Consider the following 21,911-nt stretch of genomic DNA (forward strand, 5'->3'; position numbering starts at 1 on the left):
AAGATCCGCGGGCTGGCCGCGCGGGTCAGTAGCCGACCGACATCGTCGCCAGGTCGACCAACACCACCGGCTTGGCCAGCGCCGCGCTGGTCGCCCGCGCATAGGTCTCGGCCCAATCGTGGTGGGCGGCATCGCGGAAACGGCCCTGGCCGGCCGCCTGCGCCACCCCCAGCACCTTGTCGGCAGTAAGCACCTTGCCCGTCAGCCGGATCGGCTCGCATTCCAGGACGGTGAACTGCTCGTCCAGCCAGGCTCGTGCCTGCTCGTGAGGCATGGGCTGAACTTCTTCCAGATCAAAACGGTAAGTGGCTGTGTCGCTCCAGCTCACGGTGACTTGGCTGCGCATGCAATCGACTCCTTCTGGATGTACCCGGGAGGGTAACAGCCCTCCGATTGTGCCGCTTCAACACTTCAGCCTTCAGTCTTCGCCCTGCTCCGGTAGCGGCATGGGCAACGTCGGGTCGGGCGCCCGGGATTGAACCGGTCGCAGCGGCGAATGCTGGCCGTCTCGCAAGATGCTGGATGGGGCACCAAACTCCGAGTTGACCCCGTTGGGGACACCCATTGCACGGGGGTCGTGGTCGGGTACCGACTGATCGAGGTGCAGAGCAACCAGCGCTCGACGCACCTTGGGCTCGGCGCGCCGCGCGCTGTCGGCATCTGTGGTGATCCCGCCAGCGAAATACAGCGATGCCAGATGATGGGCCAACGCATCGGGTGCGAGGCACGTGCGGTCCAGCAGCTCGCTCAGCTTGCCCGGGCGCATCATGAGCTCGCGCATGATGAGCAGATGCACATCGTCAAACCAGCGCGGCGCCATCGGCGGAATGCGGCGCAGGTAGATCGTCTGCTCACGGTAGCGCGCTGGCAGCACGTCACGCAGCGTGCGCACGGCGTAGGTCCACATGATCTGGTGTACTGACAACCGGATGAAGGAAGAGGGGATGTCGTTGGCCAGCGCCGGGCGACGGATCCATTCAGCCATGGCCAGATCCACCGGTCGCGCTGGGATGTGGATACCGGCTTTCCAGCGATCCAGGTCGATCACCGCGATCAGCTTGTTGTCGTGGGTGATGTGCACAATGCCACCCTTGTACTTGCCCACCCGTTCCACCAGCTGGGCGCCGAGCGCGAACTGGGTGCGCAAGGGACGAAGCCAGGCCTCGAAGCGCTGCAACCGCTGGCGCACACTTTTTTCCACGTCAGACTCGAAGAACTCGGCGGACGCAAAACCTTCTGGCAGCGGGTTGGCAAAAGCGAGCGGTCGATCAACTTCGGCGCGGTTGAGCGTGAGGCGGGCTCCCGACGTCAGTGGATGGCGCACCACCAGCGAGTCGCGGCCGAGCACCTCGACCGAGCTGCCGAAAATCATCCAGGCATCGGCCCGGTGCGGATCACTTTCTCGCCACTGCGGCCAGCCAGGCTGCGCGTGCGCCGCCCAGGACATTACCCGCTGAGCCGCTGCGTCGGGAAAGCCCAGCAGCCCGAGCCGCAATACCGGTTGTTCCACCCTCGCGTCCTCTCTGTTAAGGCGTTCAAGCCGACACCGCAATCCCCGAGTGGCCTGCGACCAGCCACAGCAGAATATCAAGCGCTCAACGCTTCACCAAGACAAACCGGGGTTGTAGGGTCATCCCGAGGGGGGCAGCGTGACAAAGTCGTCGGGCATCCTGTGTCGTCAGCGGCTTCGGCTGCGTGCGGTTTTCACGGCCTGCGACAGGATCGAGAGGGCCAGCTCCGAATCGCTCCACCCCAGGCAGGCGTCGGTGATGCTCTGTCCGTAGGCCAGCTTCTTCACGTTGTCCTTGCCGGGGGTGAACTTCTGCGCCCCCGCCTCGATGTGACTTTCGATCATCAGGCCGAATACGCTGCGCGAGCCTCCTTCGATCTGCGCCGCGATGTCGCGCGCCACGTCGAGCTGCTTTTCGTGCTGCTTGCTGCTGTTGGCGTGGCTGCAATCGACCATCAGGCGCGGCATGAGCTTGGCAGACTCAAGGTCTTTCACTGCGGCAGCGACATGGACCGCGTCGTAGTTGGGTGCTTTGCCACCGCGCAGGATCACGTGGCAATCGGGGTTTCCCTGAGTCTGCACCACCGCCACCTGGCCGTTCTTGTGCACCGAGAGGAAATGGTGGCCCCGCGCCGCGGCCTGGATCGCATCGGTGGCGATACGGATGTTGCCGTCGGTGCCGTTCTTGAAGCCGATCGGTGCTGACAAGCCAGAGGCCAGCTCTCGGTGCACCTGGCTTTCGGTGGTGCGCGCACCAATAGCGCCCCAGGCGATCAGGTCGCCGATGTACTGCGGCGAAATCACATCGAGGAATTCGCTGCCGGCCGGCAGGCCCATGCGGTTGATCTCGATCAGCAGCTGGCGCGCGATGCGAAGGCCTTCGTCGATGCGATAGCTCTCATCCAGGTAAGGGTCGTTGATGAGCCCCTTCCAGCCCACGGTGGTGCGCGGCTTTTCGAAATAGACGCGCATGACAATCTCCAGCGTGTCGGCGTATTTTTCGCGCAGCGGCTGCAGGCGGCGCGCATAGTCCAGTGCCGCCGCCGGATCGTGGATGGAGCACGGGCCAATCACCACCAGCAAGCGATCGTCCATGCCGTGCAGGATGCGATGGATACGCTGGCGGGTTCGGGTGATCAGGTCTTCGACCGACGTGCCGCCGATCGGGAAGAAGCGGATCAAGTGTTCAGGAGGTGGCAGCACGGTGATGTCTTTGATGCGTTCGTCGTCGGTCTGGCTGGTCTTGTCGACGGGACGGGCGTGCCAGGCATCCTGGCTGAGAGTGGTTGACTTGGCATTCATCGCGATGACTCCTGAAAACGTTCTAAGAAAAAGAAGGAAACCAACAGACCAAAAAAAACCGCCGGGTAATGTCGCCCGGCGGTTTGATCGAGATTCGGTGATGCGCTTACAGCCTCGCCTCTCGTCCGCCTGGGACTGAGAACCAAAAATAAAAGAAGCTGAAGGCGACTCGTGCTTGCATGACGCTGCAATGTAGCACAGCCGAATTGACGCCGGGCTGACGCGACATCATCCTACCCAGCCCACCGTCTGAAAAAGCCAGCCCGCCAGCGCACTGGACAGGATCACTCGAACCACGCCCTGCTTGAACCCGATCAGCGCCACCGCAGCCAGGACCACCATGCCCAGCGCGACCCAGTCCAGCCGACCAAGCCAGTCGCCCCGCACCGTTTCGCGCCAGAGCACATGGCTGAGGAAAAACATGGCAAGGCTCGCGATCACGCCCACCACAGCCGCAGTGATGGCCATCATGGGTGCGGTGAAATGCAGCTTGCCATGCGTACTCTCCACCAGCGGACCACCGGCCAGGATGAACAGAAACGAGGGCAGAAAGGTGAACCAGGTCACCACTGCGGCAGCCAGCGCGCCACCGAGGAACAAGGCACCCGGCCCGAGCACCTGCTGCCCCCATCCCCCCAGGAAACCGACAAAGGCCACGACCATGATCAGCGGTCCGGGCGTGGTTTCACCGAGTGCCAAGCCATCGATCATCTGCGGCCCGAGCAGCCATCCGTGCTCGACCACAGCCCCCTGGTAGACATACGGAAGGACTGCGTAGGCGCCGCCAAACGTGAGCAATGCCGCCTTGGTGAAGAACCATCCCATCGCCGCCAGCGTGCCACCCCAGCCCTGCCAGGCCACCAAAACACCCATCGGCAGCAGCCACAGAGCCGCGCCCGCTGTCAGCACGCGAGCCAGCCTGCCGCGGCTGAAGCGTGCGTGGTCAGGCACCGGCGTGAGGTCGTCAATCAAGGCCGGAAGAGGCTTGGTCCGGGCAATCCCGCTGGCATGTGCACTTCTTGGTGGCGAAAACTGTCGCGGTGCGAACCGTCCACCCAGCCAGCCCGCCGTCAGCGCCGCCAGGACGATGGCCGGAAACGGCAGGGAAAACAAGCCGATGGCGATGAAACTCCCCAGAGCGATCAGCCACAGCAACGGCGCCTGCGAAGGATGACGAAGCGTTTTTCCGCCCATGCGGTGCACAGCCTGAAGCACCAGCGCCGCCACTGCCGGCTTGATGCCATAGAACAGCCCCGCCACCCAGGGCACATGGCCAAAGGCGACGTAAATCCAGCTCAGGGTGATCAGGATCACCAGTGAGGGCAATACGAACAGCGCGCCTGCCACGACGCCACCCCAAGTGCGGTGCAGCAGCCAGCCGATGTAGGTGGCCAGCTGCTGCGCCTCAGGTCCCGGCAGCAGCATGCAGTAGTTCAGCGCATGCAAAAAGCGCTGTTCGCTGATCCAGCGCTTCTCCACCACCAGTTCCTTGTGCATCACGGCGATCTGACCGGCTGGGCCGCCAAAACTGATGAAGCCCAACTTGAGCCAGAAACGCAGAGCTTCCCAGAAACCCACGCTGTGCTGCGCTGTCATTGCGGGCTCCAGTTGTGGGCTTCCAAGTTGCCGTCGACCTGGTCGAGGCACCAGGCGTACAGGGCGTCGTACACCGGCACCATGGCTTCCAGCATGGCGCGGTCGTCGGTCGCGTGGCGGCGCGCCATGCCCAAAGACACTGCCAGCAAACCTGCAGCCGGTGGGGCCAGGTCCAGCCGGTCGGTGTCGGCCCCGCGAACGATCGCGGCCAACAGATCCAGCGCTGGCAAGCTCAGGCCGAAGGCGCCGAGCAAGGCATCGAAGCTGCATCGCTCCCCTTCGTGCGCGATCGGCACCCCGGGAATGTCGAAGGCCACTGCCTGCCTCAACGCAGTCTGAGCCAGCACCTCGTCAGCAGGGACGTAGAAAAACGCCGCGTCCCGGTCAATGAAGCGGCGGATCAGCCAGGGGCAGGCGACGCGGTCGATCTTGGGGCCAGCCCGGGTAACCCATCGGGAACCGCCGATGCCGGTGACGCCAAGGTCTGGGCGCTTTCGAATCAGCGGTGCAGGCGCTGCGCTCAGAGCCTGTATCAGCGCGGAACCGTCCACACCGGGCTCACCACCCTCGATCCCACCGAGCAAGTAGCGCGCAGCCCAGCCTGCGTTGCGCAACTGAACAGCGGCATTCTGGCTGAGCTCGTGTCCGTAAACGCAGTACACAACAGCGGACTGCGCAGGGCGATCTTTCAGCCAGTCGGCCAAGACTTGAGGCGCCACATGCATCGCTGAGGGCAGCAACGAGGGACTCAAGGCAAAGCGCTCGGGGTGGCGCACATCCAGAATCAGAGGGGTATCGGGTCGGCCCAGCAGCGCGGCAAAGGCGCTGGGGGTCAAACAGAGGTCGGCGGCTGCCGTGTTGGCGGTTTCCATGGTTGGCGTGTCCACAAAAAGTGGTTGCCAGCACTTGGACGAAAACCGTCTATTCCCTAAAGAACTCGGGAGGCTGTTTTCCCGTCTGATCGATACTAACAGCCTCGCTCACACCAATTCCGACAAACCCCGTCAGGCGGTGCCACCCACCGTCAGGCCGTCGATGCGCAGGGTGGGTTGACCCACGCCCACCGGCACGCTCTGGCCTTCCTTGCCGCAGGTGCCCACGCCGCTGTCGAGCTTCATGTCATTGCCGATCATGCTCACGCGGGTGAGGGCATCCGGGCCGTTGCCCACCAGGGTCGCGCCTTTCACCGGATACTGGATCTGGCCGTTTTCCACCCAGTAGGCCTGGCTGGCGGAGAACACGAATTTGCCGCTGGTGATGTCGACCTGACCGCCGCCGAAGTTGGTGGCATACAGGCCTTTCTTGATGCTGGCCACGATTTCGTCCGGGCTCTTGTCGCCGCCCAGCATGTAGGTGTTGGTCATGCGCGGCATGGGTACGTGGGCGTAGCTCTCGCGGCGGCCGTTGCCGGTGGGCTTCACGCCCATGAGGCGGGCATTCATCGAATCCTGAATGTAGCCCCGCAGGATGCCGTCTTCGATCAGCACGTTTTTCTGCGAGGGATGGCCTTCGTCATCCACGTTGAGTGAGCCGCGGCGGTCGGCAATGGTGCCGTCGTCCAGCACCGTGACGCCCTTGGCCGCCACCCGCTTGCCGATCTTGCCGGCGAACGCGCTGGAGCCTTTGCGGTTGAAGTCGCCTTCCAGGCCATGGCCCACGGCTTCGTGCAACAGAATGCCTGGCCAGCCCGAGCCCAGCACCACCACCATTTCGCCTGCTGGCGCGGGCCGCGCGTCGAGGTTGGTCAGCGCGTAGCCCACCGCTTCGTCCACATACGACTGCACCAAAGCTTCGTCGAAGTAATCCAGGCCAAACCGGCCACCTCCACCAGAAGACCCCATTTCGCGCCGGCCCTTCTGTTCGGCGATCACGGTGACCGAGAGGCGGATCAACGGGCGCACATCGGCCGCCAGAGTGCCGTCGGCCCGCGCCACCAGCACCACGTCGTATTCGCTGGCCAGCCCAGCCATGACCTGCACCACACGCGGGTCCTTGGCCTTGGCCAGTTTCTCCACCTTCTCCAGCAGAGCCACTTTGGCCGTGCTGTCCAGCGTGGCGATCGGGTCCACGCCGGGGTAAAGCGAACGCGTCTTGGCGACCTTCACCGCCGGTGCGCGCTTGACGCGCCGGTTCTGGCCCTGGCCGGAAATGGTGCGCACCGTGTGCGCGGCGTCGAGCAGCGAGGCCCAGGACAGGTCGTCCGAGTAGGCGAACGCCGTTTTTTCGCCGCTGACCGCGCGCACGCCAACGCCCTGGTCGATGCTGAAGCTGCCGGTCTTGACGATGCCCTCCTCCAGACTCCAGCCCTCGCTTCGGGTGTACTGGAAATACAAGTCGGCGTCGTCCACGCCGTGCGACATGATTTCGCCCAGCGCCCGCTGCAGGTGCGCAGGGCTCAGGCCATAAGGATCCAGCAGGAGTTCTTGGGCGCTGCTGAGGCGGGCGATGGTGGGTTCACGAGCAATCATGTGGTCCATTGTAGGGAGGTGATGCCAGCCTTGAAGCCAGCATGGACACGGCGGGCAAGCGCCTGGCGGCCCGCTGCGTCTTCAATCCAGCGGCCAGGGCAGTTCGCGCTTCGGCTCACCTTCGAGCGCGGGAGTTTCCTCCATCGGCTTCACGGGCACTCCCCGCTGCTCGCCTGGCTGGCGCCACCAGGGCTGCAACGGGCGGGCATGTGCGGGATCGACCGCTTCACCCAGCCGCGGCATCAGGAGCTGCTCAGGGGCTGAAGCACGGGCCAGCAAGGTGTCGGCTGGCTCGTCCCAGGCGTGCATGGCGAGGCTGAAGGTGCCCCAATGCACCGGCATGAATGCGCCGCCACCGAGCAATGTGTGGGCCTTGAGGGCGTTGAGCGGGCCCAGGTGGATATCGCCCCAGGCAGGATGGAAGGCACCCACTTCGAGCATCACCAGATCAAACGGGCCGAGGCGGTCGCGGATGGCGATGTATTCGGTGGTGAGCCCGGTGTCGCCACTGAAAAACACGGCATGGCCCTCGCTGCGCATCACCAGGGACGACCAGAGCGTGGCGTTGCGGTCCTTGAGGCCGCGTCCGGAAAAATGTTGCGACGGCGCGGCCGTGATCGAGAGGCCAGTGCCAGGCACCCGGTGGGTCTCCCACCAGTCAAGCTCGGTGATGCGCTCGGGCGCCACGCCCCAGGCCTGCAGGTGCGCTCCCACCCCCAGCGAGGTGACAAACGGCACCGCGCTGTGGCGGGCGAGCGCGCGGATCGTCGGGTAATCGAGATGATCGTAGTGGTCGTGCGAAATCACGACCACGTCCACCTCGGGCATCTGGCGAAGTCGAAGCGGCACCGGCTGGAAGCGTTTGGGGCCCAGCAGCGCAAAAGGGGACGCGCGTTTGCCCCAGACCGGGTCGGTGAGCACGCGGTAGCCGTCCATTTCCAGCAGCACCGTCGAATGGCCCAGCCAGGTCGCGCGCAGGCCGCTGTCTGGTGGGCGGCGCCAGACCGGTCGCGGGTCGACGGATGGAAGTGGCGCATCCGGCACGCGCCGCTCGCCACCCAGCAGGAAATCTTTCGCCGATGGCATGGCCACCGAAGCGTCGCGCAGTCCCGGCAGAATCGGATGCCGGTTGCGAAAACCGTCGCCTTGCCACAAGGGCGAAGCGCGCATGCGTTCCAGCCGTTCCCCGGCGGCGCGCTTGCCCAGTGACTGCATGGTGGATTGGCCCGTATCAAAAACAAAAACCGAGGGTAGCAGCCTGCCGCAGCCCCTTGGTTCTGTCCCTTCAATGCTTGCATGAAATGAAAGGGATCGATTCGTGTCAAGCACCAGGCGCAAACCACAGCAATGGAAGGTGCTGTAGCGCGGATTTGCCGCACGGCGACTGAGGTGAAGACGCGGTTTCATCGGTCCGCGATCTGCGGGGCAGAACACCTGGGCTTATTCGACCCATTTTCTGGGATGCCCTGCGAATCAACCAATCTACGCACGAGGTGCCAGAGGCGACCGATGTGACAGCCACGGCATCGCTAGTCTGGGCAAAGCTGCCGCGGGTCATGGCCTTGTTTCGGCCACCAGCCAAAGGGGCAATGCGCTAAACGCTCTATCGCGCCGACTGGCGAAACGCCCGCGGCGTGGTGCCGCACCAGCGGCGAAAGCTGCGGCTGAAGTTGCTCGGGTCGGCAAAGCCCAGGCGGGCGGCGATTCTCTCCACCGGCTGCTCGGTCTGGGCCAGCAGCCAGCAAGCGAGGTCGGCCCGGGTCTGGTCGAGAAGGGTCTGGTAGCGCGTGCCCTCGTCGCGCAGGTGCCGGATCAGGCTGCGCGCCGACAAGCCTTCGATCGCAGCCATCTGCTGCACGTTCGGAAAATCCGAATCGCAGGCCAGCAGGTGCAGACGAAGGCGCTGGGTCAGCCCACCATCGGGGCCGCGGGCCAGGTGCTCGTCGCAACTGCGCAGCGCCTCGCGGTGCGCCTGCGCGTCCGGCGCCAACGTGGGCGCCTGCAGCAAGGTCGCAGCGAATTCCATGCGCCAGCCGGTTGCACTCCAATGCACTTCGGGCGCCGCAGCCAGCAGGGCGTCTGCCTCCGGCCCGCGCGGCAGTGGCCAGTGCAGCGCAATCAGCGGCCCCGAATCTTGACCGGTCACCGACTGCAGCAAACGCAGCAGCGCGCCTGTGATGTGGCCCAGCACGTAGGCCCGCAGCGATGGATCGTCCAGCCGCTCATCCAGACGCAGGACTGCTGTTTCGGTTCCGATCTCAAGGGCGAACGCAGCCAGTTGCAGGCGCAGGCCGCTGTAGCGCGGCAGCAGGGCCAGGGCCCCACCCAGGCGAGGCGCCGAAAGGGCCGCAAAGCCCAGCGCGCCGTGGCTGGCCAGCTCGGTCGACAGGCCCACCGCCAGGCCCAGCGCAGGGTCCTGACTGAGCTCTAGGGCGCGCGATACCAGCCGCTGCAACTGCGCCAGGCTCAGGAATGCCTGCCCGGTGTGCAAAGCGTTCCAATCCATACCTGTGCCTTGCATCTGGACCTCGGGCGACCAGCCGCGCCGCCGCATTTCGGCGCACAGCAGGCGGGCGTACACGGGGTGCACAATTGGTCGAAGCCACTCGGCGGGTGAGGCCGCTCGCGGTGACATGAAAGCGGGACTTGGCACTATTTGACGATTTTATGGCGCTTGCCGCGCTGGGCAATGGCGGCCACGATGCGCAGAATGTACGCATGCCCCTGCCCCTCCAGTCCATGACCACACAGCCCAAGTTTCGCGATCGCAAGCGCTGGAGCTGGCTGCTGTCGGTGGTCGGGCCAGGGGTCGCGGCCACTGGCACGTTGGCCCACACCCTGGGCGCTACCAGCCTCTGGTGGTTCGCGCTGCCGCTGGTGCTGTTTTATGGCGTCATCCCGCTGGCCGACTGGTTGATCGGTGAAGACCTGACCAACCCGCCCGAGGCAGAGGTGCCTGCCCTGGAGGCCACTGGCTACTACCGGTGGATTCTTTACGCGACGGTGCCGGTGCTCTGGGGTACGGTGTTGTTCAACCTGGTGTTCCTCGCGACCCACACCTTGCCGCCGGCCGTCTGGCTGGCCACGGTCGTGGTCACCGGATCCGTGCTGGGCTTCGGCCTGAATCTCAGCCACGAACTCGGGCACAAGCAAGACTGGCTGGGTCGCAAACTCGCCCTGTTCAACAGCGCGCTGGGGGGTTACGGCCACTTCTCCATCGAACACAACCGCGGCCACCACCGCCACGTATCGACTCCGGAAGACCCGGCCTCGGCGCGGCTGGGCGAGAGCATCTACCGCTTCATGTTGCGCGAGATGCCGGGCGCCTTCTTGCGCGCCTGGTCGTTGGAAGCCAACCGCTTGTTCCGCCGCGGCCAGAGCGCCTGGCACCCGGACAACGAAATCCTGCAGGCCGGTCTGGTCACCCTGATCCTGTACGGCGGCCTGATCGCGATGTACGGGTTTCCCATGGCTGCGGCTCTGCCGCTGGTCGCGTTCTGGGGAGCTTTCCAGCTGACCTCGGCCAACTACATTGAACACTACGGCCTGCAGCGCCGGCGCGAGGCCGATGGGCGCTACGAACGCTGCGCTCCGCACCACTCCTGGAACAGCAACCACCTGGTTTCCAATCTGGTGGTGTTCCAGCTGCAACGCCATTCGGACCACCATGCCCACCCCAGACGCGGCTACCAGAGCCTGCGCGATTTCCCCGACCTGCCGCGCCTGCCATCGGGCTACTTCGGTATGTTTCTGCTCGCCTATCTGCCACCACTGTGGTTCCGCGTGATGGATCCGCGCGTGGCTCAGGCAGTGCACGCCGACCCCGAACGCATCAACTTCCAGCCAGGGCAGCGCGACGCGCTGATGCAACGTCTGGGTCTCGCCAGCACCTGAAGGCTGGCCGTCGGCGCACAGCTGCGCCTTGATCATGGACATTCGGGGTGGTGATCCGCCAGGCCATGAGTTCTGTTTTTACAGATAAATTGTCTGGATATATCTGCTTTTTCAGGAATATGGTTTCCGCTACCCTCCACTCCAACTTAACTTTCCCTGACGGAGACTCTGATGAAAAAGTGGCTATCCCTGCTGGCCGTGGTCATGACCCTGGGTCTGGGCACCGTTCACCTCGAGGCCGAGGCCAAGCGCATGGGCGGCGGCAAGTCCTTTGGCATGCAACGCCAGGCCACGCCTCCGGCCAAGGCTCCTGCACAACCGGCGGCGGCGGCTCCCGCTGCAGGCGCAGCAGGTGCCGCCGCAACCACCGGTCGCAGCTGGATGGGCCCGGTGGCCGGTCTGGCCGCAGGCCTCGGCATCGCAGCCCTGGCGTCTCATCTGGGCTTTGGCGAAGAGCTGGCCAACATGCTGATGATCGGTCTGCTGGTTGTGGCTGCGATCGCGGTGTTTGGCTTCATCATGCGCAAGCGCGCCGCCCAGCAGGGTGGCAACGGTGGCCTGGCCTACGCCGGAGCGGGTGCCCATCGCACCAGCCCTCAGAACGCTTTCCGCGCACCGGTGAGCCCAACCGGCGGCTCGGCAGGCTCGATGATCGGCAGCGCCATCGGCGGGTCAACCGCTGAGGCGAGCAGCCTGCCAGCGGGCTTCGACGTTGCCGGTTTCGAGCGCAACGCCAAGGTGAACTTCATCCGCCTGCAAGCCGCCAACGATGCGGGCAATCTGGACGACATCCGTTCCTTCACCACCCCAGAGATGTTTGCCGAACTCAGCATGGACCTGGCCGAACGCGGCGCCGCCGAACAGCACACCGACGTGGTGCGCATCGATGCCACCGTGATCGACGTGGAAGAAGGCGCAGAACGTTACGTCGTGAGCGTGCGCTTCACCGGCGAAACGCGGGAAAATGGCGCTGCGCTGACGGAAAACTTCGACGAAATCTGGCACCTCACCAAGCCGCGCCAAGGCGCGGGCGGCTGGCTGCTGGCTGGCATCCAGCAAAGCGCCTGACGGCAAACACTTTCCCGACAGTCCTCCTCTTGGCTCCGGTACGCAAGTGCCGGGGCCTTTTTTGCGCCAGCCCGGCGCTCCTCAGCGTGCTGCCGCAGTTGGCGCGCCGGTGAGCGCGATTGGGCCAAACCAGGCGCTCACACGGGAGGCGGTGTTGTTGGAGTCGGTCATCACTCCCACGCCAGTCAATCGCCCCGGCGCTTCGCCAAACACCGCCTGGAAATCGGCGGCGATGTTGCGCTGGTAGTCCAGCCAGCGGTTCAGGCCCTGGTCGCCCGACTCCACCACCAACTTGCGGATGCGCTGGGTGTGTGGGCTGGGCATGACGGTGCCGACGGGCTGACGCGGATCCCAGACGTAGATCAGCGTGGCGTAGGGCAAGGCCTCTCCCGTGACGAGCCGTGCCAGCTCGGACAGCAAATGATCACGCGCTGCCCAGCCCTGGCTTCGGTCACCCTCAAAGGTGAGGATGATGCGGACCACGGCATCGTCCACCGGTTCCTTGGATGCCACCGCGATCGGGTCCAGTGCGGGCACCAGCCAGGAGAAGCTCAGCTGGCGAGCTTGCGGATCGACAGGCGGATCGAGATTCAGACGCAGGGTGCTGTTGCTGCCGTCGCTGCGCGCATGCAGTGCTGGCCGTCCGTTATGCCAACCTGTGGTGTACCGCGTGGACCTGCGGTTCGCAAAGGTCTTGTGCACCCACCCGACCACCGCTCCATCGATTCGGTTGCTCTGCACCCAATCAGCCCCCGCCTCCACGCCGCCCTCTGGCGGCGCCACCGTGGCGCAACTGGTCAGCAGGCCAGCAACGAGCAGAGCGGCGCACAGGCGGCGAACGGGCAGAACAATCCGAGGTCGTGACATGTGGGACAAGGCAGGCAGCGCAGCAGGTTAGAGCTTTTCATTGTGCAAAAGATCTCAGCCACCTGCTTGAACGGCCGTGAAGACCGTGCCACCCCGGGCAAAGCGAGCAGCGCGTCAGCTCTCGGCTGCCGCCAGGCTGATTGCCCAGCAGCCCGCTTGTGGGTTGTCGCACACGGTTTCGCTGGTGATACCCACCTGGCTCTTGCGGCTCAAGACCGGTTGGTCCATCGCATCGAGCATCGCCTTGGCCGGGGCTGTCGAGGGCCGCTCAGGATTCCAGCAACACCTGAAAACCACCAAAAATGCACCGCTTGCCGTCGAAGGGCATGGGGTTGCTGGCTGGGTCCATGCGAGGGTCGTTCATCATCTTGTCCATGCCGGCATCGCGCACCGCGCGCGAAGGCCAGACGATCCAGGAGAACACCACCGTTTCATCGTCCTGGCACTGCACCGCCAGTGGAAACGAGGTGTGCAGACCCGCTGGCACATCGTCGCCCCAGCACTCCACCACGCGCGTGGCGCCCGCTTCCTTGAGCACTTGCGCCGCCACCCGGGCGTGCTTCACAAAGGCATCCTTGTTGCGGGTGGGCACGGCCGCCACAAAGCCATCCACATAGTCCATGCTGCTCTCCGGTTGGTTCGCCATTGCCATTCGAAGCCTCAGCGTGCGCCGAAAAAATGGGGAGCACTTCAGGGAAAACCCGGAGCATGTCTGCAGGGCATCAAGTCCAGTGGCCCGCTCTCCTGTGGCTCGGACTGCCCGACCCGGCGCGCAGGCGAAAAGGTGTGGCCAGTCATCAGGCAATGATGCCCCCACAGAGAGAGTTGGCGTTGAGGAGCCTGATTGCAGTACAGTGATTGAAGTCCCTCGGTTGAACGCCCCCCGATGCCGCTGCACGAAATTGTCTACATGAGCCTGGCCTGCGATTCGATGTCATCGGACGAGCTTGGCGCGTTGCTCGACAAAGCGCGGGCTCACAACCAGGCCGCCGGCATCACCGGCATGTTGGTTTACCACGAGCGTGAGTTCATGCAGCTGATCGAAGGTGAGCGCTCGGTGATCGAGGCGCTGTACCAGCGCATCGAAGCGGACCCCCGTCACCAGCAGGTGTATCGGCTCTGGGAAGGGCCTATCGCCACGCGCAATTTTGCCGATTGGACCATGGCATTTGCAGCGCTGGACGATGAGACTTTGAAGCAGCACACCGGCTACGCCTCGCTCAAAGACGAAGGCCTGGTCGCGCTGAGCCGAGATAACCGCGGCAAAAAGATCCTGCTGGGCCTGCGCGAAGAACTGACCTGAGATCGCCGCGCAGCCGCGGGCGACAATGGCGCATGGACCTCGTCTTTCTGCCCGCGCTGCTCTTGGCTGCACTGTTTCTCGCCAATCGCCAACAGCAGCACCAGCGCATCATCTGGCTCGCCAGGTTGCTGCAACCCTTCGAGATCGAGAAGCTCATGGAGCAGGTGAGCACCGGCTACCTGCGCGCCCTGGGTGAGAGCGACGCTGAACGCAGTGAACCGATCTGGAACAACCTGCTCGGCGCAGAGCAGCGGCTGAGCACCCAGCTGGGACGCCTGGCCGAGCAGGTCGCCCGGGAAGATGCCACTCAGGCGCGCATCAGCCGCTGGCCAGTGGCCTCTGCGCTGGCGGCCCGCTGGCTATCCGCCAACACCCTCGATCTGCGCCCGCTGATGGCGCTGCACGCCCAGGGTGTGGCCGAGGCCGTGGCCAATCCCGAGGCGCTGAGCCGGCGCGACCAGGCCTTCCGGCTCTCCGCCGAGCTGTTTCTGTTTCAGCACAGCTGCCACTGGTATTGCCGTTCGCAAGCGGTGGCATCGGCGCGCTTGCTTGCACGTCACCAGACCTCGCATGACCAGGTGCTGCAAGCCGTGTCCGAGCGCACGCGCCAGGGCTACCGCGCGCTGGTGGCAGCGAGCTGAGTGGCCCATGCCAGCTCTGCCTATCCTGTATTCGTTCCGTCGCTGCCCGTATGCCATTCGGGCGCGGCTGGCCGTGCTGCAGGCGGGCGTGGCGGTGGAGCTGCGCGAAGTGGACCTGCGTTGCAAGCCGACCGAGTTGCTGGCTTGCTCCCGAGCAGCGACGGTACCCGTGCTGGATCTCGGTGGCGGGCAGGTGTTGACGCAAAGCCTGGACATCGCGCGCTGGGCTCTGACGCAGCACGATCCGGACGGCTGGCTGATCCGCGGCGATGCCGCGCGCGACTCATTGCTGGTCAGCACCACCGATGGCGAGTTCAAGCACTGGCTCGACCGCACCAAGTACGCCGAACGTTTCCCCGAGCAGCGTGCCGAGGTGTACCGCGCGGCGGCAGAGCGCTGCCTGATCGAACCGCTCGACGCTGCGCTCAGAGCGACCGGCCACCTGGGCGACAACGGCTACAACTGGGCCGATGCGGCCATCTTCCCGTTCGTGCGCCAGTTTGCTGCGATCGATGCCGACGCCTGGACGGCTGCGCCTTGGATGGCCACGCGGCGCTGGCTGGACCGCTGGCTGGGCAGCCCCTTGTTCGCCACCTGCATGGTCAAACTGCCAGTGTGGCAGGCGGGTGCGCCGGGGCCACGCTGGCCCGGTTGATCAATGAGCGTTGTCCTCGCCGTTGGCCGACGCAGGGCGCGATGGGGGCGCGGTGCCATCGCCGTCGGCCTGGCCGTCGACCGGCTCGGGAAAACACATGCGCGTGCCATCCCAGCGCTGGCCGCACCAGCATTGGCCGTCTTCATTGATGATGCAGGTGCCGGTGCCGCAGCAGCGGGAGTCTTCCATGTTCAGCCTCTTGAGAGTGCACGCGATGAGCAAGCCTAGCGCAGCCCCAGAGCCCCGAGAGCGCATGCGGACAAACGGCGTTTTCGTGCGCCCGCCGGCCGCAGGCAGCCGCATGTTTCCATGAGCGCCGATTCCCAGACGCGCGATCTGTGGCGCGCCGCCACCGCGCCGCCACCTGACGGAGGCTGGATGGGCCTGCACGACCAGGTGATGGGCGGGCGATCCAACGGCAGAGCGCAACTGCTCTCCACCCACACAGACAACTTGACCCACGTGCAGCTGAGTGGCCAGGTGAGCCTGGATCACGGAGGCGGCTTTGCGTCTTTCCGCTGTCGGCTGAGCGCACCGCAGCCACTGAGTCAGGCCGGGTCGGTGATCCTGATGCTGCGTGGGGATGGCGGGTCTTACAAGTGCTGCCTGCACCGGCGATCCGAGACAGACGGCGTGCAATGGCAGGCCGATGTGGTGGCCCCACCCGACTGGACCACCCTGGCCTTGCCGCTGAGCCGTTTTGTCGCGCGCCGCCGCGGACGCGAGATGCATGAACAGCCATGGCAACCGGACGACGTCATTCACCAGATCGGCATCATGGCGGTGCGGAGCGAACCTGGTCCGTTTCAGCTGCACCTGGCCAGCATCGCGCTGGCCTGAAGCGTCACACACGCGATGGCGCATCCCGCGCGCCGGGCGCAAAATGACCTCATGCGCGCTCCCAGCTTCGACGAGTTCCAGACACAGGCCTTGCGACAAGGTTTTGACGAAGTGTTGACGCGAGAGTGGGCACCCGATGCGGTGGTGGCGCAACATACCCACCCATTCGCCGTCCAGGCCCTGATGGTGCGCGGTGAACTGTGGCTGACCGTGAATGGCGCCACGCAGCACCTGCGCGCCGGCGACCGCTTCAGCCTGGAGCCTGAAGTGCCCCACGCCGAACGCTACGGCAGCGAGGGCGCCACTTTCTGGGTGGCGCGGCGCAGTACCAGCTGAACCTGCGCGCGAAACTCAGCGGACCTGGCGACGGCGCCAGACCATCAGGCCCGCGGCGGCCAGCGCCAGCAGCAACAGGCTGAGATCGGCCTGCCCGTTCGGGGCGGCCGTACAGCCACCGCCACCTGAAGGTGCGATTCCCAGGGCAGTGGCCATGGCGGCATCTGCGTCCAGAAGACCACTGCCGCAAAAACCTGACGGCAAGGCTTGTGGATTGGTGGCGCAATACCCACCCGCCGGAAACGCCCGGGCGCTGCCGACAACAAAAGACTCCAAGGTGGACATCGACAGGTCGGGGCGTACTGCAGCCAGCAAGGCCAACACGCCAGCCACTTGCGGCGCCGCCATGCTGGTACCCGACAGCAACAGGTCGGCATCGCTGGTCGGCACCGTCAACCCCGCATTGCCGGTGGAAACGATGCCACGAGGACTGCCAGGTTGTTCCAACAACAGCGTGTTCAAGCCACCCCCAGCCGCGCTGATCCGAACGCCCGAACCCACATTGGCGTAGTCCGCGCTGTCTCCTTCCCGGGTGTGCGCCGTCACGGCAAACACACCGCGGCAGTTGGCGGGGACCGAAATCAGGGTATTGCCATCGTTGCCTGCCGACGCCACGATGCTGACGTCTTGTGACCGGACTTCGTCGATGACGCTCTGGATCGTGCTGCTGCACGTGCCCGGCAGACCCAGGCTCAGGTTGAGAATTCGCGCTGGCGTCGGGTTACGGGGTACACCCAAGACGTCCAAACCCACCGCCCAACGCGCACCCGCCAGGATGTCAGACACGTAGCCACCACACCGGCCCAGCACCCGAACGGGCAATATCCTGGCGCCAAATGCCACGCCCAGACCGCTCTGGCTGTTGTTGCCTGCAGCCCCAGCCAAGCCCGCCACATGACTGCCGTGCCAGGTGCTTTCCGGGGTCGCCTCGTCACAAAACCCAGCCGTGACTTCCGCCTGCGTCACCCAGTCTCCTGGATCCAATGCAAATGAATCGCGGTCATTCCCGTCGTTGGCTGTCCAGAATGGCTGCCCCGCAAGGGTCGGGGTGCTACCAGGCGGATCCGCACTCACAAAATCGTAGCCGGGCAAGACATTCGGTAGCAGATCGGCATGTGTGACATACCCACCATCCAGGATCGCAATCACCACCCCCGAGCCCGTGCTGCGGTCCCAGGCATCGTTGACGTTCAGGCCGCCGGGAATCACGCTGGACGGCTGCAGATGCCATTGATCGCGGCCCGTGAAATAGGGATCGTTGGGCACGAAGTGCGGCTTGGCACGCTGGTCGATCATGACGTCGAGCACGGCGGGGTCGGCTTGCAGACGTTGCATCATCGCCCTGGCTTCTGCAGCCGAGACCGCCTGCTCCAGCGTGGCCACGTGCATGCTGGGCGAGACCGACTTGAGGTAGTGCATCCTGGACTCGCCGGCGAGGCCCGCGCTGCGCATCACCTGGGCCGCAGCCTGGGCGCGTTCGGTGGCGCCGTCAGCGCTGGCCGCGGCTCCCATTTTGATGCCTGTGCGGTAGCGGATGAGCAGACGCTGCACGCTCGCGGGCTCGGCCACGGGGGTGACGGCCACCGCGCTGCTGGGCAGTTTGCCGGTCTTGGGCGCGGCGACGGCGCTCAGGCACACGCCCAACAGCGCGGCCATCAGCAGGCAGCGGGGACGGCGTGAAGGTTGCAGCGGAGTTGAGGACATGGGAGTTGCGAGACCGTCTGGATGAAAAAAGGAAGCGGGATGCAAGCGAGGGCTGCGCATTCACTGCCGGCGAATCAGCACGTCGGCCTCGACATCCCGCACGGCTTCCCAGCTGAGCCAGCGCGCGCGCAGCACCGCCATATCAACCGGTCCGCCAACAACATACACATGCAGCGTGGGCGAGACGCTGGACACCGGGCGCACACAGGCACCAGCGAGCGTCTGCAGCCGCTGGATGACCGCGGGGGCATCGGGCGACGTGGCCTGGCGAAAACTCACCAGCACGCGCTGGCCGGCAGCGATGGGTGAGGCGGCATCGCAGCGCAGCGTGGAGGTTACCGGCTGGCTGCAGGCGGCGAGCGACAGGCCGATCATCAGCGCGCCGCCGGCCAACAACAGGCGGCGACGCAGAGCGCCAGGAACCCGACCCAACCGGACTGGCGTCTGAAGGAAATCAACGAGCGGCTTCATGGGTGATGAGCGGACCATGTCGGGATGATGCACGATCCCGGGCGAAGCTCAATGCGCCCTAGGCAAAGCCTGCGTAAAGTTATCACCTGGCGGTCTGTGCAGCGTCAGCGCGCTGCAGCACCACGTACCAGCCCATCACGGGCCTCAGCTGATCTTCGCGAATCGGGGCGGCCCACAGGGTCTGCACGATGAGCCCACAGGCCGAGGCGAGCCGCTCGATGGCCGCACGCCCATGGGCGTAGCGCAGGCTGGGCCGCAGCTGCAAGTCGTGCCCCGGGTCGGCCTGCTCGACGCTGAAGGCCAGGACGCCGCCGGGCGCCAGGCGCCGCGCGGCAGCAGGCACCAGGGCGTCCAGCGCGCCCACATAAATAAACACATCGGCGGCCACGATCAGGTCGGCCAGCTCGTTACCCGACGTGAGGAAGGGCAGCAACTCGGCGTGATCGACGCGCCGGTAATGACCGCTGGCGCTCGCCTGCTCGACCATGACGCGCGACACATCCACCCCGTCCACCGCACCGCACACCGGCGCGAGCAGCTGTCCACACAGTCCGCTGCCGCAACCCAAATCCAGCGCCAACGACCAGTGGCGACCTTCGGCCAGCAGCGGCGCAAGCAGGGTGCTGTGTGCCTGGTACTTGAGATCCTGCAAAAGGTGGTGCTGGAAATCGGGTGCGTAGTCGTCGAACAGCGACTCGACGTAGGCGCGCGGCGGATGCGGCGGCACCGGCTCACCCGACCGCACCGCAGCCAGGTAGAAGCGGTTCAGCTCAGGATGTCCGCCGTGCACAAGCGCCTGATCAAACGCGTCTGCCGCATCGGTCCAGCGGCCAGCTTCGCGCATCAGGTTGCCGCGCAAGCTCCAGGCCTCAGCCAGTGTGGCGTCTGCTGCCAGCGCCTGATCCAGCGCGGCCAGCGCGGCGTCTGGCCGCTGGAGTCGCATCTGGCAGTCGGCCAGTGCCAGACACAGGGCACCGTCCTGCGAGCCGAGTGCGCGGGCACGAGACAGCGATTCGACCGCAGCGGTCCACTGGCCCAGGGCCTGCTGCGCCAGACCCAGCGCGCCCCACGCGTCCGCATGACCCGGGTCGGCCTGCGCGACGGACTGAAGGACGGGCAAAGCCTCGTGCCAGCGTGCCAGCCGGCAAAGTGTGGCTCCGCGGTTGGCCAGCAGCGACGGGCGACCGGGAGCGAGCGCCAGCGCGGCGTCAAAGTCAACCAGCGCAGCTTGCAGGCGCCCAGCCTCGAAGTGCGCGTTGCCACGGACAAACAGGGCTCGGGCCTGGTCCAGCGCGTTGCTCACGTGGTCTCTCGGGGGCGCGGGATTCAGACCTGAGAGAAGTCGGGCTTGCGCCGCTCCATGAAGGCGCCAAAGGCCTCACGCGCCGCAGGCTCGCGCAGCATGCGACCAAAGCTCTCGCCCTCTTCGGCCATCACCGCCATCACCTGCTGAGCCTGACCCTTTTTCATCAGCCGCTTGGTCTCGATCAGCGAGCTCAGCGGCTTGACTGCGAGCTTGCGCGCCACGGCCTGCGCGTAATTCGCCGCTTCGCTAGGTGGCAAGACCCGGTTGACCAGACCCACTTCCAGCGCCGCCTCGGCCATGAAAGGTTCGCCCAGCAGCAGGGCTTCGGCTGCGCGGTGGTAACCCAGCATCTGTGGCACGAGCAGGCTGGAGGCTGCCTCGGGGCAGAGACCGAGGTTGACGAAGGGCATGGAAAACGCGGCGTTGTCTCCGGCATAGACCAGGTCGCAGTGCAGCAGCAGCGTGGTGCCGATGCCCACCGCCGGGCCGCACACCGCCGCGATCGCCGGCTTGGGGAAACTGGCGATGCCGCGCAGAAAGCGGAACACCGGCGAATCGCCGGTGGCCGGCGGGTTGTTCAGGAAGTCGCCAATGTCGTTGCCCGCGCTGAAGGTGGTTTCATTGCCCTGGAACACCACGCAGCGCACGCTGGCATCGGCCTCGGCCACCGCCAGCGCATCGGCCAGCGCCGCGTACATGGCCGCGGTGATGGAGTTCTTCTTATCGGGGCGGTTGAAGGTCAGCGTGGTCACGCCGGCTTCGGTGTGGACGAGGATGTCGCTCATGTCGGGGGCTGGTTGGGTGGAAGAAGTGTGCTGGGGCTGGATGCCCCTGATCATCAGCACGATTGTCCACGTCTTTGACGGCGCACGCCCTTTCAAAGGAGACACGACACTCAAGCCCAGCGCGGATATGCGTGCACGTCACGAGTCGGCGACAGCCTCGCTGCCTTCGCAGGCTGCGCTCGAGAGGCACGGGTCGTCCTTTGTAGGAAGGGTTCCCCTCAGGCCTTGTAGTAGACGACCTGGTGGCTGTTGGCGAGCAAATGCCCACCTTCGCTCCAGAGCTGGGCGGTCTGGTCGAAAAAGCCGTTGCGAAATGCCTGCGCGCGCGCCTGGCCCAGCACCCAGCCGTGGCCCAGCTCAGCCAGCTGGGCCGAGCCGGCGTGGAAGTACACCGTCATCGACACCGTACCCACCGGCACCCGCGTGGCGCGGCGCAGCCAGATACGCGGGAAAAACACATCGGCCAGCGCCGCCAGTCCGCACAGGTCCAGCGGGCGCGGCGCCGATTCGCGCATCCACAGCCGCGTCTGGCTGTGGACGCCGCCACCGTCCCAATCGGCCGGAAGGGCGCCTTCGATGAAGCGCATCTGGTAGCGCCGCACCCACTCCACCTGCGGCGTATGGTTTGGGTCGGGCACTGCGTGAGGCGTCGGCACAGCGGGCATGGGCTCGTCGTCCACACCCCAGGTTTCGCGCCGCGCGGCGGTCATGGCGGTGGCGGTCATCACGACTTCGCCCGCCTGAGAGAGCTCCACCACCCAGTGCTGCGTGGACCGGTTGGTGCGCACCGGCTTCGCCGTCGCGCCAAACGTTCCGTCAGCCAGCGCGGCACAGAAATTCACCGTCAGCGCCACCGGCTCGCCCAGCAAGGCTGGGTGTTGCAGCACCGCATTGAGCGCCACTGCGGTCGTCACGCCACCGAACGGCCCGACCATGTTGGCAAAGGCTGGTGACGTAGCGCCGGTGTATACGCCTTCAGCGGTGGGCGCGAGGGCGACGGCTTGGTCGAAGGGGTGCTGCATGTTCATGGCGACCAGTGTGCCGAAGCGCATCCGTCAACCACTGTCGGCACTGCGACACGTCAATCGGCGAGCGATGGTTTCACAACCCAGGGCACCGCGGAACCGGCTTCGCCGGGCCGCCATTGCCGCCCCCTTGAGGGGGT

At 65.5% G+C, this 21,911-nt stretch carries 23 protein-coding genes; 7 read left to right on the forward strand and 16 right to left on the reverse strand.

The window, feature by feature from the left end; translation table 11 throughout:
- Nucleotides 1-25 precede the first annotated feature (25 nt).
- From QUV25_RS03540 to QUV25_RS03575, 8 genes are all read right to left on the reverse strand, one after another.
- A complete protein-coding gene (locus QUV25_RS03540) occupies nt 26-346 on the reverse strand; it encodes a hypothetical protein (protein ID WP_300861352.1) in 321 nt (106 codons plus the stop codon).
- 72 nt (nt 347-418) lie between these two features.
- Entirely contained in the window at nt 419-1,510 is a 1,092-nt protein-coding gene (locus QUV25_RS03545; protein WP_300861353.1) for a hypothetical protein, read from the reverse strand.
- 168 nt (nt 1,511-1,678) lie between these two features.
- Nucleotides 1,679-2,812, reverse strand: coding sequence for a 3-deoxy-7-phosphoheptulonate synthase (locus QUV25_RS03550; protein ID WP_300861355.1), 1,134 nt, complete (start codon nt 2,810-2,812; stop codon nt 1,679-1,681).
- A gap of 228 nt (nt 2,813-3,040) precedes the next feature.
- Nucleotides 3,041-4,408 (reverse strand): chromate efflux transporter, encoded by a 1,368-nt coding sequence (chrA, locus tag QUV25_RS03555; RefSeq protein WP_300861357.1) that lies wholly within the window; start codon nt 4,406-4,408, stop codon nt 3,041-3,043.
- Complete coding sequence (locus QUV25_RS03560) at nt 4,405-5,280, reverse strand: chromate resistance protein ChrB domain-containing protein (protein WP_300861358.1); 876 nt, start codon at nt 5,278-5,280, stop codon at nt 4,405-4,407. Before QUV25_RS03560 ends, chrA begins: the two co-directional genes overlap by 4 nt.
- 132 nt (nt 5,281-5,412) lie before the next feature.
- Nucleotides 5,413-6,876 carry a metalloprotease TldD gene (gene tldD / locus QUV25_RS03565; protein WP_300861360.1) on the reverse strand — a complete coding sequence of 488 codons (1,464 nt, stop codon included), beginning with the start codon at nt 6,874-6,876 and terminating at the stop codon, nt 5,413-5,415.
- A gap of 81 nt (nt 6,877-6,957) precedes the next feature.
- Nucleotides 6,958-8,091, reverse strand: coding sequence for an MBL fold metallo-hydrolase (locus QUV25_RS03570; RefSeq protein WP_300861361.1), 1,134 nt, complete (start codon nt 8,089-8,091; stop codon nt 6,958-6,960).
- Nucleotides 8,092-8,479: 388 nt separating this feature from the next.
- Nucleotides 8,480-9,457 carry an AraC family transcriptional regulator gene (locus QUV25_RS03575; protein WP_300861362.1) on the reverse strand — a complete coding sequence of 326 codons (978 nt, stop codon included), beginning with the start codon at nt 9,455-9,457 and terminating at the stop codon, nt 8,480-8,482.
- Between the two features lie 137 nt (nt 9,458-9,594).
- Between QUV25_RS03575 and QUV25_RS03580 the strand changes: the two genes are divergently transcribed.
- On the forward strand, nt 9,595-10,770 hold the full coding sequence (locus QUV25_RS03580) for an alkane 1-monooxygenase (RefSeq protein WP_300861364.1): 1,176 nt from the start codon (nt 9,595-9,597) through the stop codon (nt 10,768-10,770).
- Between the two features lie 171 nt (nt 10,771-10,941).
- Nucleotides 10,942-11,838, forward strand: coding sequence for a Tim44 domain-containing protein (locus QUV25_RS03585; RefSeq protein ID WP_300861365.1), 897 nt, complete (start codon nt 10,942-10,944; stop codon nt 11,836-11,838).
- An 81-nt stretch (nt 11,839-11,919) separates the two neighbouring features.
- Here QUV25_RS03585 and QUV25_RS03590 read toward each other — a convergent pair whose 3' ends face one another.
- Nucleotides 11,920-12,705: a DUF3047 domain-containing protein gene (locus QUV25_RS03590; protein ID WP_300861366.1), complete on the reverse strand. Its 786-nt coding sequence runs from the start codon at nt 12,703-12,705 to the stop codon at nt 11,920-11,922.
- A 268-nt stretch (nt 12,706-12,973) separates the two neighbouring features.
- Nucleotides 12,974-13,327 carry a DUF1428 domain-containing protein gene (locus QUV25_RS03595; protein WP_300862011.1) on the reverse strand — a complete coding sequence of 118 codons (354 nt, stop codon included), beginning with the start codon at nt 13,325-13,327 and terminating at the stop codon, nt 12,974-12,976.
- A gap of 264 nt (nt 13,328-13,591) precedes the next feature.
- Here QUV25_RS03595 and QUV25_RS03600 point away from each other — a divergent pair, with 264 nt between their 5' ends.
- From QUV25_RS03600 to QUV25_RS03610, 3 genes are read left to right on the forward strand one after another with little or no spacing between them, the layout of a single operon-like run.
- Nucleotides 13,592-14,008 carry a BLUF domain-containing protein gene (locus QUV25_RS03600; protein WP_300861367.1) on the forward strand — a complete coding sequence of 139 codons (417 nt, stop codon included), beginning with the start codon at nt 13,592-13,594 and terminating at the stop codon, nt 14,006-14,008.
- 32 nt (nt 14,009-14,040) lie between these two features.
- Nucleotides 14,041-14,649 (forward strand): hypothetical protein, encoded by a 609-nt coding sequence (locus QUV25_RS03605; RefSeq protein WP_300861369.1) that lies wholly within the window; start codon nt 14,041-14,043, stop codon nt 14,647-14,649.
- Between the two features lie 7 nt (nt 14,650-14,656).
- Nucleotides 14,657-15,304, forward strand: coding sequence for a glutathione S-transferase N-terminal domain-containing protein (locus QUV25_RS03610; RefSeq protein ID WP_300861370.1), 648 nt, complete (start codon nt 14,657-14,659; stop codon nt 15,302-15,304).
- Here QUV25_RS03610 and QUV25_RS03615 read toward each other — a convergent pair whose 3' ends face one another.
- Nucleotides 15,305-15,493, reverse strand: a complete 189-nt coding sequence (locus tag QUV25_RS03615) for a hypothetical protein (protein ID WP_300861372.1) — start codon at nt 15,491-15,493, stop codon at nt 15,305-15,307.
- Between the two features lie 120 nt (nt 15,494-15,613).
- Here QUV25_RS03615 and QUV25_RS03620 point away from each other — a divergent pair, with 120 nt between their 5' ends.
- Nucleotides 15,614-16,144 (forward strand): CIA30 family protein, encoded by a 531-nt coding sequence (locus tag QUV25_RS03620; RefSeq protein ID WP_300861376.1) that lies wholly within the window; start codon nt 15,614-15,616, stop codon nt 16,142-16,144.
- Between the two features lie 51 nt (nt 16,145-16,195).
- Nucleotides 16,196-16,480, forward strand: a complete 285-nt coding sequence (locus QUV25_RS03625; RefSeq protein ID WP_300861377.1) for an AraC family ligand binding domain-containing protein — start codon at nt 16,196-16,198, stop codon at nt 16,478-16,480.
- Between the two features lie 15 nt (nt 16,481-16,495).
- On the opposite strand, the gene QUV25_RS03630 is transcribed toward QUV25_RS03625, so the two are convergent.
- The 5 genes from QUV25_RS03630 to QUV25_RS03650 form a co-directional block, all read right to left on the reverse strand.
- Nucleotides 16,496-18,184, reverse strand: coding sequence for a S8 family peptidase (locus QUV25_RS03630; protein WP_300861378.1), 1,689 nt, complete (start codon nt 18,182-18,184; stop codon nt 16,496-16,498).
- Nucleotides 18,185-18,244: 60 nt separating this feature from the next.
- Nucleotides 18,245-18,655: a hypothetical protein gene (locus QUV25_RS03635; protein WP_300861380.1), complete on the reverse strand. Its 411-nt coding sequence runs from the start codon at nt 18,653-18,655 to the stop codon at nt 18,245-18,247.
- 82 nt (nt 18,656-18,737) lie between these two features.
- Nucleotides 18,738-19,958, reverse strand: a complete 1,221-nt coding sequence (locus tag QUV25_RS03640; protein WP_300861381.1) for a tetratricopeptide repeat protein — start codon at nt 19,956-19,958, stop codon at nt 18,738-18,740.
- Between the two features lie 23 nt (nt 19,959-19,981).
- Complete coding sequence (locus tag QUV25_RS03645; RefSeq protein WP_300861383.1) at nt 19,982-20,746, reverse strand: enoyl-CoA hydratase; 765 nt, start codon at nt 20,744-20,746, stop codon at nt 19,982-19,984.
- A 218-nt stretch (nt 20,747-20,964) separates the two neighbouring features.
- Nucleotides 20,965-21,774 carry a thioesterase family protein gene (locus QUV25_RS03650; protein ID WP_300861384.1) on the reverse strand — a complete coding sequence of 270 codons (810 nt, stop codon included), beginning with the start codon at nt 21,772-21,774 and terminating at the stop codon, nt 20,965-20,967.
- Nucleotides 21,775-21,911: the final 137 nt, after the last annotated feature.

This window comes from Hydrogenophaga sp. (assembly GCF_030373245.1).
GTDB lineage: Bacteria > Pseudomonadota > Gammaproteobacteria > Burkholderiales > Burkholderiaceae_C > Hydrogenophaga.

Excerpts from the sequence above, each read along its gene's own strand:
- QUV25_RS03540 (WP_300861352.1), bottom strand. The coding sequence starts at position 346 with ATGCGCAGCCAAGTCACCGTGAGCTGGAGCGACACAGCCACTTACCGT.
- QUV25_RS03550 (WP_300861355.1), bottom strand. The coding sequence starts at position 2,812 with ATGAATGCCAAGTCAACCACTCTCAGCCAGGATGCCTGGCACGCCCGT.
- chrA (WP_300861357.1), bottom strand. The coding sequence starts at position 4,408 with ATGACAGCGCAGCACAGCGTGGGTTTCTGGGAAGCTCTGCGTTTCTGG.
- QUV25_RS03560 (WP_300861358.1), bottom strand. The coding sequence starts at position 5,280 with ATGGAAACCGCCAACACGGCAGCCGCCGACCTCTGTTTGACCCCCAGC.
- tldD (WP_300861360.1), bottom strand. The coding sequence starts at position 6,876 with ATGATTGCTCGTGAACCCACCATCGCCCGCCTCAGCAGCGCCCAAGAA.
- QUV25_RS03570 (WP_300861361.1), bottom strand. The coding sequence starts at position 8,091 with ATGCAGTCACTGGGCAAGCGCGCCGCCGGGGAACGGCTGGAACGCATG.
- QUV25_RS03580 (WP_300861364.1), top strand. The coding sequence starts at position 9,595 with ATGCCCCTGCCCCTCCAGTCCATGACCACACAGCCCAAGTTTCGCGAT.
- QUV25_RS03585 (WP_300861365.1), top strand. The coding sequence starts at position 10,942 with ATGAAAAAGTGGCTATCCCTGCTGGCCGTGGTCATGACCCTGGGTCTG.
- QUV25_RS03590 (WP_300861366.1), bottom strand. The coding sequence starts at position 12,705 with ATGTCACGACCTCGGATTGTTCTGCCCGTTCGCCGCCTGTGCGCCGCT.
- QUV25_RS03595 (WP_300862011.1), bottom strand. The coding sequence starts at position 13,327 with ATGGACTATGTGGATGGCTTTGTGGCGGCCGTGCCCACCCGCAACAAG.
- QUV25_RS03600 (WP_300861367.1), top strand. The coding sequence starts at position 13,592 with ATGCCGCTGCACGAAATTGTCTACATGAGCCTGGCCTGCGATTCGATG.
- QUV25_RS03605 (WP_300861369.1), top strand. The coding sequence starts at position 14,041 with ATGGACCTCGTCTTTCTGCCCGCGCTGCTCTTGGCTGCACTGTTTCTC.
- QUV25_RS03610 (WP_300861370.1), top strand. The coding sequence starts at position 14,657 with ATGCCAGCTCTGCCTATCCTGTATTCGTTCCGTCGCTGCCCGTATGCC.
- QUV25_RS03615 (WP_300861372.1), bottom strand. The coding sequence starts at position 15,493 with ATGGAAGACTCCCGCTGCTGCGGCACCGGCACCTGCATCATCAATGAA.
- QUV25_RS03620 (WP_300861376.1), top strand. The coding sequence starts at position 15,614 with ATGAGCGCCGATTCCCAGACGCGCGATCTGTGGCGCGCCGCCACCGCG.
- QUV25_RS03625 (WP_300861377.1), top strand. The coding sequence starts at position 16,196 with ATGCGCGCTCCCAGCTTCGACGAGTTCCAGACACAGGCCTTGCGACAA.
- QUV25_RS03630 (WP_300861378.1), bottom strand. The coding sequence starts at position 18,184 with ATGTCCTCAACTCCGCTGCAACCTTCACGCCGTCCCCGCTGCCTGCTG.
- QUV25_RS03635 (WP_300861380.1), bottom strand. The coding sequence starts at position 18,655 with ATGAAGCCGCTCGTTGATTTCCTTCAGACGCCAGTCCGGTTGGGTCGG.
- QUV25_RS03645 (WP_300861383.1), bottom strand. The coding sequence starts at position 20,746 with ATGAGCGACATCCTCGTCCACACCGAAGCCGGCGTGACCACGCTGACC.
- QUV25_RS03650 (WP_300861384.1), bottom strand. The coding sequence starts at position 21,774 with ATGAACATGCAGCACCCCTTCGACCAAGCCGTCGCCCTCGCGCCCACC.